Origin of the sequence: Nocardia sp. BSTN01, assembly GCF_015354405.1 — a bacterium.
In the GTDB taxonomy this organism is placed as follows: Bacteria; Actinomycetota; Actinomycetes; order Mycobacteriales; family Mycobacteriaceae; genus Nocardia.
Window position 1 is genome coordinate 38,648 of sequence record NZ_JADKYP010000050.1, and the last position, 10,453, is coordinate 49,100.

11 protein-coding genes are annotated in these 10,453 nt (G+C 67.7%); 8 read left to right on the forward strand and 3 right to left on the reverse strand.

Translation table 11 applies throughout. The features are described from left to right. Window positions 1-30 precede the first annotated feature (30 nt). The gene (locus IRT45_RS28645) at window positions 31-1,389 is read right to left on the reverse strand and encodes a sugar ABC transporter substrate-binding protein (protein WP_194808951.1); all 1,359 of its coding nucleotides are present in this window, start codon (window positions 1,387-1,389) and stop codon (window positions 31-33) included. 239 nt (window positions 1,390-1,628) lie between these two features. Here IRT45_RS28645 and IRT45_RS28650 point away from each other — a divergent pair, with 239 nt between their 5' ends. Beyond that, window positions 1,629-2,012, forward strand: a complete 384-nt coding sequence (locus IRT45_RS28650; protein WP_194808952.1) for a hypothetical protein — start codon at window positions 1,629-1,631, stop codon at window positions 2,010-2,012. A 181-nt stretch (window positions 2,013-2,193) separates the two neighbouring features. Here the strand turns inward: IRT45_RS28650 and IRT45_RS28655 are convergent, their stop codons facing one another. Next, entirely contained in the window at window positions 2,194-3,192 is a 999-nt protein-coding gene (locus tag IRT45_RS28655; protein WP_194808953.1) for an SRPBCC domain-containing protein, read from the reverse strand. A gap of 23 nt (window positions 3,193-3,215) precedes the next feature. On the opposite strand from IRT45_RS28655, the gene IRT45_RS28660 reads away from it, so the two are divergent. After that, on the forward strand, window positions 3,216-3,854 hold the full coding sequence (locus IRT45_RS28660) for a metalloregulator ArsR/SmtB family transcription factor (RefSeq protein ID WP_194808954.1): 639 nt from the start codon (window positions 3,216-3,218) through the stop codon (window positions 3,852-3,854). On the opposite strand, the gene IRT45_RS28665 is transcribed toward IRT45_RS28660, so the two are convergent. Further along, a complete protein-coding gene (locus IRT45_RS28665; RefSeq protein ID WP_194808955.1) occupies window positions 3,823-4,284 on the reverse strand; it encodes an SRPBCC family protein in 462 nt (153 codons plus the stop codon). The two genes, IRT45_RS28660 and IRT45_RS28665, sit on opposite strands and share 32 nt — an antisense overlap. Before the next feature lie 95 nt (window positions 4,285-4,379). Here IRT45_RS28665 and IRT45_RS28670 point away from each other — a divergent pair, with 95 nt between their 5' ends. From IRT45_RS28670 to galE, 6 genes are all read left to right on the forward strand, one after another. Then, window positions 4,380-5,036, forward strand: a complete 657-nt coding sequence (locus tag IRT45_RS28670; protein WP_194808956.1) for a TetR/AcrR family transcriptional regulator — start codon at window positions 4,380-4,382, stop codon at window positions 5,034-5,036. Window positions 5,037-5,229: 193 nt separating this feature from the next. Continuing rightward, entirely contained in the window at window positions 5,230-6,357 is a 1,128-nt protein-coding gene (locus IRT45_RS28675; RefSeq protein ID WP_194808957.1) for a DegT/DnrJ/EryC1/StrS aminotransferase family protein, read from the forward strand. 18 nt (window positions 6,358-6,375) lie between these two features. Continuing rightward, complete coding sequence (locus IRT45_RS28680; RefSeq protein ID WP_309241190.1) at window positions 6,376-7,314, forward strand: NAD-dependent epimerase/dehydratase family protein; 939 nt, start codon at window positions 6,376-6,378, stop codon at window positions 7,312-7,314. Window positions 7,315-7,316: 2 nt separating this feature from the next. Next, window positions 7,317-8,432, forward strand: a complete 1,116-nt coding sequence (locus tag IRT45_RS28685) for a hypothetical protein (protein ID WP_309241191.1) — start codon at window positions 7,317-7,319, stop codon at window positions 8,430-8,432. Continuing rightward, entirely contained in the window at window positions 8,429-9,346 is a 918-nt protein-coding gene (locus IRT45_RS28690) for a DMT family transporter (RefSeq protein ID WP_194808960.1), read from the forward strand. The genes IRT45_RS28685 and IRT45_RS28690 overlap by 4 nt, the downstream gene beginning before the upstream one ends. After that, window positions 9,343-10,329 (forward strand): UDP-glucose 4-epimerase GalE, encoded by a 987-nt coding sequence (gene galE / locus IRT45_RS28695; RefSeq protein ID WP_194808961.1) that lies wholly within the window; start codon window positions 9,343-9,345, stop codon window positions 10,327-10,329. Before IRT45_RS28690 ends, galE begins: the two co-directional genes overlap by 4 nt. Window positions 10,330-10,453 lie beyond the last annotated feature (124 nt).

Here is a 10,453-nt window from a genome sequence, read left to right on the forward strand (position 1 = left end):
CGGCACAGCGAGCCGCTGCGCGATTGTCGCTCACTGCGCCTCCAAGAGATCGTTGATCTGTCCGGCGAGGCCGTGCTTGAACCATTCCGCGGAGGCGGCGCCGCGGAATACGTGGTCGTATCCCTGTTCGATGACCGCGTCGACGCGGGGCCACGCGGGCGTGACCGGCAGGTTGTTGGCGTGATCGCCGCCGTGGAACACCTCGAGGTTGTGCACTCTTTCGTGCGCCTGTGCGAACCCGTCGGAGGCGAGGGCCGATTTCAACGCGGGGACGAACAGTCCCGACTTCGCGATGACCGCCTGACCGACGGGCCCGGTGGCGAATTTGACGAATTCCCAGGCCTGTTCCTTGCGCGGGCTGTCGGCCGCGATGGACAGGCCGGTGGTGCCGATATCGGAGCGAGCCGCGGTACCGCGCGGGCCGACAGGCAGCACTGTGACGTCGAAGTCGAGGTCTTGCCGACCGGTGTAGGCGCTGTACATCCAATGCCCGGACAATGCCATCGCGGCCTTGCCCTGGGCGAACATATCCGACGACGAAAGTGATTGCTGGAATTCGATTTTCGGCATGACCCGGTGCCGGGTGGACAGGTCGGTGTAGAACTGGACGCCCTCGATGAAGGCGTCGTGGTCGATATTGGTGCGGGTCGGGTCGATGGATGGGGTGAACCATTCCACGCCGTTGTTCATGCCGAAACAACTGGCGGAGTAGTAGACGGTCCAGGGATCCACGAATCCCCATTGGGTGACGTCGCCGGAGCTGTCGCGTTTGGTCAGCGCCTGTGCGGCGTCGAGGAATTCATCGAAAGTCCAGGCGTCCTCCCAGCGTGCGGGCGGCGGTGGGAGCTTGGCGTCGGCGAAGAGTTTCTTGTTGTAGTACAGGAAGATCCCGGCCCACTGCTCGGGCAGTGCGTGCTGAGCGTTCTTGTAGCGGAAGGTGTTGTACAGCGCCGTCGAGCTGTCCTTCTTCAGTTCGGCCGCGTACGCCGGGTCCTTGTCGAGAATCGTGTCGAGGTTTTCGAAGATGCCGCGTTCGGCGAGGAAGGAATAGGACAGGTCCCACGACATCAGCACGTCCGGACACTTGCCGCCCGCGCAGTAGGTGAGGATCTGGGTCTGCGGATCGGGGCCGGACATCTGAGTCCGGATTTTGATGTCCGGATGCAGTTTGCGGAACTCGTCGATGATCGTCAGCCGGACCTTCGCCTCATCGGGTTTGGCCTGGAAAAAGAAGGTGAGCGCATCGTCGTCGTGGTCACCGCAGCCGGTCATCGAGGAGGCGGCCGCTGCCGCCCCGGCCGCCGCCGCACCGCGCAGGAGTGTGCGCCGGTCGAACCTCCGAGACCATGCCACCCGTGCCCCCGTTCGGCTACCGCAAGCGAACTTCATTGCAGAAGAACGTAATACCGCCGTGGCGGATTCGTCTGGAAAATACGCACGAGACCGGCCGAACGCACGCCGACCGAGTCGGAGCCACCGGCGGCGGTGAACTCGCGCGGCCGCCTCACGGATGTCGGTGCCGGGCTACCCCGCCGACCACCCGCAGGGCGAATACCGATCAACCCTCTCGTTCCCTCCGCGCGGCATACTGGAGACACAGCGCCGACTTCGTCCTCGGGAGGATCGAGATGGCAACAAACGGGCCTTTCGGGATCGATCCGGAAGAATTCGAGCGCGCCCTGCGCGAGGCCGAAATCGAGGTTCGCGACCTGCTCGGAAAGGCCGCCGGATACCTCGACCGCACCACCGCGAATTCGCTGACGTCGCTGTTCGGGCAGTTCGTGCAGCCGGAGCGGACACGATCGCCGGAACCGGACGACGCGACGACCGGGGAGACCGGTAGCGGGGTGTGGGCCGTCTACAGCGTCGACGACGCCGGCGAGGCCCGGGTCGAGCAGGTCTTCCCGACCGAACTCGAGGCCTTGCGCGCGCACCGCGACAACACCGACGAACGCCGTAAGGTGCGATTCCTGCCCTACGGCGTCCCCACGAGCGTGCTCGACCAGACCTGAGGGCGCCGACCCGGAGAGATATCGCGGTTCGCGCACTATGCGGACGCGATGAATGCTCAGTTGTGGAATCAACCGGATAAGTCTCCGGTACCCGGCTGTCGAAAAATAGGTACGAGCATAGGTAGATCTCCCGTCGCTGATCGTGCGCTGCCGAAGCAGGCTGTGGGGGACAGATCGCACACTATTGCTCGGGGCCAGCATGAATCCACAGCAGCGACAGAGAAGTCGTTCCGGCGCGATCCGCGGTGCACGAGGGGCACACTCGCCGCGACCGCGGGCGACGGACGAGCCGAATTCGCCGCCGAAGGTCGTTTACGATTCCTTCTGGGTTCGCTCGGCGCTGAGTCAGCTGGAGTTTCTCGTGTCCGGCAGGTCGATCGGTGCGGAAACGCAGTCGATGGTCGAATTCGCGGTCCGGTGGGCGCCGTTCGGCGGTGCGGGTTCGGGGGATCTGCTCGTGACCTTCGGTGTCGAACGGCGGCGGTTCCTCGAGTTGCTCGCCGAAGGGCTGCGGGCCCGGCGATCCGACAACTCGGAGGAGCGCTGGCTCAAGCGGAGGCTGGCAGACGCGTTGACGGCGGCGTGGTGCGTCGATGGCGCCGCCCCGGCCAGAGCCCGGCAGTGCTGACCCTCGCCGAGCGCGCTCGGCTGTGAATCGACGAGCCACGTCGCACCGGAACGGCATCGTCAGTGTGGTGTCGCTGCCACATCGTCGTTCGCCAGGGCCCCGGGCTTGGGGATCCTCGTCGGGTTGGCCGGTGCCGGTGGCGATCAGGTCGCGCAGGCTTTTGTCGATGTAGATTGACCAGCCCTTGCGGCAGGCGTCGAAGCATTCGAACGCGGGGGTCAGGCCGACATGGGTGAAGTGGAGTTCGGTGGTATCGGCGCCGGGGGTGATCTCGAAACGGATTTCGGTGCCGTTCCACTCGGTCTGGTCGCCGACGAGGGTGAGCCGGGCGTTGAGGACGCGCCAGACGACGCGTTCGTGGGGGACGACCTCGGTGACCTCGATGGTGGCGCGATGGACGCCCGGGACCTCGTACGTGAAGACGTCTCCGGGCTTTTCGCTGTGTCCCGTGAGCGTTTTCGACCACCAGCCGCGCACGTCCAGCACGGCGTCGAAGAGGGTTTCGGGGGTCCGGTCGACGGCGAAGGTCGTCGGGAAATTCTGCTCGGTCATGGGTTCTCCCTGAAGAGCTCGACATGGTCTTCCATGCGCTGTCGGACTCCACGCGCCGCTCGATGCTGCGCACCCTGGCGCGGCGCCAGTGCAGCGTGGGTGAGCTCGCCGCTCCGTTCGACATCTCGCTCGCGGCCGCGTCCAAGCACATCAAGGTGCTCGAGCGGGCCGGGCTGGTGCGGCGCAGCGTGCGCGGGCGCACACATCTGTGCCGGCTCGATCCGCGTCCGCTGCGAGAGTGCGCCGAATGGGTGAACTTCTACGAGCGCTCCTGGGGCGAGCCGGGCACGGTTCGGATCGAACGATTATTGCCCGGACCGATCGACCGGGTGTGGGCCTACCTGACCGACGTCGACAAGCGTGCGACCTGGCTGGCCGGCGGACTGCTCGAACAGGCCACCGGCGGCCGGGTCGAACACATCTTCCGGATAGTTCAACTCACCGGTGAGGGCGATCCCACCGAGGTGGCCGATCGCAGGCACGGTGAGGTGCTCGAATGGGAGCCCCCGATGTGTTCTGGCCGAAGTTCAATTCCCTTCGCGCAGAATACGAATCACTCCTTGCTCCGGAATCGTCGGATCATGGCTGATCTCGGCGCTCCGGCCGGGGCCCGGGCGTGGGTCGCGCTGTTCACCGAGGGAGGGGTTCGGCTGCCGCGGTGAGGAGGTTCTCAGCCAGATCTCCGAGGAATCGGAGCAGGAACCGCTTCCACAGCCATCCGGTGCCGGGAATGCGTTCGATGAACCCGCCCGACCATCGCACGGTCGTGGTGCCGTCGTCGTGGGCGGTGAACTCGACCCGGGCGTGGTAGTCGCGGACCGGCCAGCGGGTGAGTATTCGGTAGGCGTGGACGCGGGGGCGATCGTCGACGGTGATCTGTTCGGGGGTCTGGAAACGCGGTGTGCCCATCAGTCGCACCCGCCCGACGATGTCGTCGCCGACGCCGGTTGTTCCGTCGCGCCAGGTCGCGTAGGTGATCAGCGGGCCGGCCCATCGGGGCCAGCCCTCGGCATCGCGGATCAGGTCGAACATCGCCTCGGGCGCGGCGGGCCCGCGGCGGTCCAGCTGGTAGGTGAACGTGCGGCCGAACATGCCGGCTCCTCTCGGTGTAAGCCGACCGAAATATAACAGAAGGATGTTCTATTATTGGCGCATTCGGATCGCTCGGTACGGGTAGAAGAGGTGCGATGACGGGTGAGAGCTTTCAGCGGGCGCGTACCGCTGCGCAGCGTGCCGAGCGGGTGCAGGCCGTCTTGGCGGCCACGCGAGCGTTGCTGGCAACTGTCGACGTGACATCGCTGTCGTTGGGGGCGATCTCGCGCGAGGCGAACTTGGCGAGCTCGAATGTGTTGCGCTACTTCGGTTCTCGCGAAGCGTTGCTGCTCGACCTCATGGACATGGAGTACCGCACGTGGACCCCGCATCTGGAAACGACAGTGCGAGAGCATCGGGGACCGCTCGACGTCGATCAGGTGGCGGCGACCGTCGCCGGCGAACTCGCCGAGCGTCCCATCCTCACGCGGCTCATCGCCGCCTCGGGGGAATTGTTGCAGTATCCGATGCCGCAGGCGGCGCGCGAGCGGTGCCGCGAGCAGGGGCGTCACAACCAGGCCGAGCTGGCTCGCATCCTCACCGCCGCCCTCGGCGTCGAGCTGCGAGTCCGTGACCAGGCATATCTGGTCGCGGGATTCCATGCCGTCGTCACCGCGGTATCGGCATGGTCGAAGCAGCCGACGTTCCCCGTCGAGACCGCCAGCGCGGTCCGTGAATTGCTGGCCATCCAACTGCAGGGCCTGATCTGCCGCCGCGCGGGCGGGCATCACGCGCACGATCGCCGTCGATGACGTCCGGCACAGGTGGGTCGATTCGCGAAGTCGCTCCGGCGACCCGCGCGGCGGCGGCCGGAACCGTTCGAATAATCGCAGGTAGAGGCGCTGTCCATGTAGGATGGCGTACTGATTGGTCGATATGTGTGGTGCCGCGGCCGGAGTCCGGCCGTGCAGACGACGGATATTTCGCTGACGAGGGAAGGCTCGCATGCAGATACCGGCCGCGCGAATCCTGTTCACCGACGATGACCGAGACGAAATCGCCCGTCGCGTCTCCACGGCGCTGAGCACCGGCGCACTGACCCTCGGGCCCAATACGAGAGAGTTCGAATCCGATTTCGCCGCTGCGCACGGTGCGCCCTACGCCGTCGCCGTGAGCAGCGGAACCGCCGCGCTGGAGATCATCCTTCGCAGTATCGATGTGGCCGGGCGAGACGTCGTCGTGCCGGCGAATACTTTCGCGGCCACGGGATTTTCGGTGCTGCGCGCCGGTGGCAACCCGGTCTTCGCCGACGTCGACCGCGATACCTTCGCACTGTCGCCCGAGACCGTGGCGGCCGCCCTGAGCCCCGACACCGCGGCCGTCGTGCTCGTCCATATCGGTGGACTGGTCTCGCCCGACGCGGCGGCACTGCGGGCGCTGTGTGACGAACGCGGAATCGCCCTCGTCGAGGACGCGGCGCATGCGCACGGCTGCGACTACGGCGGCCGGTTCGCCGGTTCGTTCGGCGTGGCGGGCGCGTTCTCGTTCTACCCGACCAAGGTGCTCACCAGTGGCGAGGGCGGCATGATCGTGACCGGGGACGAGCGTATCCGCGACGAAGCGGTGATCCACCGGGATCAGGGGAAGGCCGGCTTTCTCGGGAACGTCCACATCCGCGAGGGATATGCCTGGCGGATGAGCGAGCTCCACGCCGCGGTCGGTCTGGTCCACCTGCGTCACCTTCCCGACTTTCTGAGGGTGCGTCGCGCCGCGGCGCGGCGCTACGACGCGGCAATCGACGCCATGGACGGATTCGAGCGGCTCGTCGTCGGCTCGGAAGGGCGCAGCAACTATTACAAGTACATCGTGCTGCCCACCGACGACATCGACCGGGCGCAGTTCAAGAAGGCGGTCAAGGAGCGGTTCGAGGTGTCGCTGAGCGGTGAGGTGTACGAGGCGCCGCTGCACCGGCAACCGGTGTTCGAGCGCTTCGCCCGCCGCCGGCTCGAGGTCGCCGACGACATCTGTGCCCGCCACATCTGCCTGCCGCTGCATTCGGACATGACTGATGCCGAGGTCGACCATGTGCTGGCGGCGCTGCGCGAGGTCCGAGACACGTTGACGGGAGGCTGAACACTTATGCGGATCGGAGTGACAGGCGGCTCCGGCTTCATCGGAGCCCACGTGGTTCGCCGGCTCGCCGAGTCCGGCCACACCGTGTACGCCCTGGATACGGTGGCCCCGTCGAGACCGGACCCGCGCGCGAGGTTCCGCTGGCTGGACGTCCTCGACCCGGCTGCCGTACTCGACGCGTCGTCGGATCTCGAGGTGATCTTCCATTTGGCTGGGATGTCGAATGTCGATGTCGCGCAACATGATCCGCTGCGGACGGTCCGGTTGAACGTGGACGGCACCGCCCATGTTCTGGAAGCGGTGCGTGTCCACGGCCTGCGCCGCATGGTGTTCGCGAGCACGGTCTGGGTGTACGGCGCCGCCTGCGACATCTCCGGCGGGACCGAGCCGCTGACGGAGGCAGCGCCGATGGTGCTGGCCAAGGCCGGCCACATCTACACCTCGACGAAGATCGCGGCGGAAATGCTGATCCACAGCTACGCCGAGACCTACGAGGTGCCGTTCACGATCCTGCGCTACGGCGTGCCGTACGGGCCTGGCATGCGAGACGAACTCGTACTGGCCCGCTTCGTCCGCAAAGCCCTCGCGGGTGAACCCCTGACCATCGCCGGGGACGGCAAACAGTTCCGCAACTACGTGTTCGTCGAGGATCTCGCCGACGCGCATGCGCTGGTGCTCGACGAGGCTGCCGAGAACCAGGTGATAGCGCTCGAAGGAAACGAGCGCGTGAGTGTCCTCGACATGGCGGAGGCGGTCCAGGCGCGTTTCCCCGGTACCACGATCGACCATGTCCCGGCGCGGCCCGGCGACTTCCGGGGCATCGATGTGTCGAACGCACTGGCGCGGAAACTGGTCGGATGGCGGCCCACGACCTCGTTCCAGGACGGTGTCCGCCGCTACGTCGAGTGGTATCTGGCGGAGCATCCCGACACGGCAGCCGCACCCGGAAACGGGTAGCCGTGGCGACGCCCTCCGCGCTGCTGCTGTCCGGCTCGCTCGGCATGGGACACGACGTGATGGCCGAGGCGTGCGCGGTGTCGCTGCGCCGGCGTGGCTGGACGACCGACACCGTCGACAGCATGCGCCTGATGGGGCACCGCCGAGGTGGGCTGGGGGAAGTGGTGTTTCGTGGCATGCTCGCCGTGCCGGGCCTCTACGACGCCTTCCACTTCGGGCAACTGCGCTCCGGAGGCCGGCTGGCGCGGTTCGTCGACGCGGCATCCTGCCGTTACCTCGTGCCCGCCCTCGACGAACGGCTGCGTGACCGGCCGGTCGAGTTGCTGGTGTCGGTGTTCGCGACCGGCGCCGCCGCTGCCAGCCGCATCAAGGAGCGCCATCCCGATGTCGTGAACGCGGTGTTCTGCACCGACACCTGTCCCCACCGCTTGTGGGTGCACCCCCACACCGATCTGTACCTGGTCACCTCGGATCCGGCGGCCCGCTACATCCGGCGCTTCGACCCGGACGCGGAGATCGCGGTGGTGCCCGCGCCGGTGCGCCCGCAGTTCTACCGGGCGCCGACGCAGGCCGCGGCGCGGGAGGCGCTGGGCGTGCCTCCGGACGCGAAGTGCGTACTGCTCATCTCGGGTGCCTGGGGTCTCGGCCCGCTGGTCGAGGCGGCCGAGCTGATCGCGCGCGCAGGCGTCCACGTGCTGGCGGTGGCGGGCCGCAATGCCGGACTGGAATCCCGGTTGCGATCGCTGGCCGCGGCGACGGACCGGGTCGTCCCGTTCGGGTTCACCGACGAGATCCCCACGCTGATGGCCGCTGCCGATCTCGTCGTCACCTCGTCGGGCGACACCTGCGCGGAGGCGAGAGTCATCGGCCGGGACCTGCTGCTGCTCGACGTCGTGCCCGGACACGGGCGAGAAAACCTTCACCAGGAGCTCGTGCGCGGCGGCGCCGCGGTCACGTCCGCGCAGCCGGAGGCGATCCGACGTTCCGTTTCGGCGTGTCTGCAACGGGTGGAACCATCGTCGGCTCGGGTCGCCGTCGAGCCCACGGCGTGGGAGGAAGCGTTCGGCGCCATGCTGGAACGGGTCGGGCCGGCCGGTTGGGCGGCGCCCGCGCCGTGAATCAGTCGCTGACCCACGGATTGCCCGCGGTGGTCGTGGCCGCGGCACTGTACGGTTGCGCGCCGGTGGTGCAGGCCGCGGCGGCGCGGCGGACCGCCCCGGGCGGCGGCCTGGGGCTCGCGCTGTTGGCCCGGCTCGCCGTCCGGCCTCTCTGGCTGCTCGGATTGAGTTGTGAGATAGGCGGTTTCGCGGCCGAGGCATACGCGTTCTCGATCGCGCCGGCGACGCTGGTCGCGCCCTTGCTGACCCTGGATATGGTGTTCCTGGTCGTGCTGGCCCGGCGCGGGCTCGGTGAGCGGCTGGCGGCCGTGGGCCGGTACGGGATCGTCGCGATGGTGCTCGGCACCGGCCTGATGGCGTATGCGTTCGCCGGCGAATCATCCCTCGGTTCCCCGGCTTCGGACGGACAGATGGTGCTGTTCGCCGTCGTGGGCGCGGTGGCCGCGGGAGCCGGAGCGGTCGCCGGGGATCTCGGGTCGAGAACCGGCCGGGCATGGGTCGCCGCGCTCGGTTTCGGCGCCGCGGCGGGAATCGCCTACGGCATCGCGACGGTCGCGACACGACAGTTCGGATTGACCTTCGATGCCCACAACCCCTGGCGGCTGCTCGCCACCCCGACACCGTATGTGCTGGCAGTGTGCTCGCTGCTCGCGATCAGCTTGCTCCAGCGCGGACTGCAGGCGGGCGCCGCCGTGTTCACCTTCCCGGTCACCAGCGTCGTGTCCTCGCTCGTTCCCGTCGTGCTCGGGATCATCGTGCTCGGCGACGAGGTACCGGGTGGCCGCGCGGGTGCCGCCTTCGCGGTCGCGTTGGTGGCGATATCCGTCGGTGTGACATGTCTCGGTCGCGACCGCGCCGCGGCCGCGCACGGGATCGAGGCGGACACCGACCTGACCATGAGGAGTACCGGGTGACCTGGCTCGTGACCGGCGGCGGCGGGTATATCGGATCGCATGTGGTGCGCGCTCTGCTCGCGGCCGGACGGCCCGTAGTCGTCCTCGACGACTTCTCGACCGGCCGCCGTGCCGTGATCCCCAACGACGTCGCGACGGTCGCGGCGTCGATCACCGACTTCGCGGCCGTAACCGCCGCCCTGCGCGACTACGAGATCACCGGTGTCGCCCACCTCGCCGGCCGGAAGTCCGCGGTGGATTCGGTGACCCATCCGCTCGAGTACTACGAGCAGAACACGGGCGGAACGCGCACCTTACTCGCCGCGATGCACGCCGCCGGCGTCGAACATCTCGTATTCTCCTCGAGCGCAGCGGTATACGGTTCGCAGACCGGTGAGGGATCGGTAGGCGAACACGCACCGCCGCGCCCGATCAACCCGTACGGGCGCAGCAAACTCGCCTGCGAGTGGATCGTCGCCGACGCCGCCGCGGAATTCGACCGCCTGAACTCGACCGTTCTGCGCTATTTCAACGTCGCCGGGGCGGGCGGTCCCGGGCTCGGTGACCGGAATGCGACAGGGTTGGTACCCAATGTCCTGCAAGCGATTTCGTCCGGTCACCCCCCGGTGGTCTTCGGTGCCGACTACCCGACGCCGGACGGATCCTGTGTCCGCGACTTCGTGCACGTGCTCGACGTAGCGAACGCACACGTCAGTGCGGCCGAACGGCTCGAGTGCGGGCAGCCGGGTACTTCGGTCTACAACGTCGGAACCGGGCGCGGGTACTCGGTATTCGAAATTCTCGATGCCGCCCGCGCGGTGACCGGCGAACGGTTCCGCCATCTCGTCGGCGACCGACGGCCGGGGGATCCGCCCCGTGTGATCGCCGACATCGCAAGGATCGGCGACGAACTGGGGTGGCGGGCCCAGCTGGGACTGGCGGAGATGCTGGGCAGTGAATGGGAAGCCCGGTGCGGTGTGCGAGGCGGGCTGACGGGCGCATGAAATCGGCTGTCGTGCACGGGGCGACCGCCGGTGCCGGTGCGGTCCTGCTGAATGCCCTCCCATCGGTCACAGCGATCTCCACGGTTCGCACCCGCCTGACCCCCGGCCTGTCCGGATACTCGGA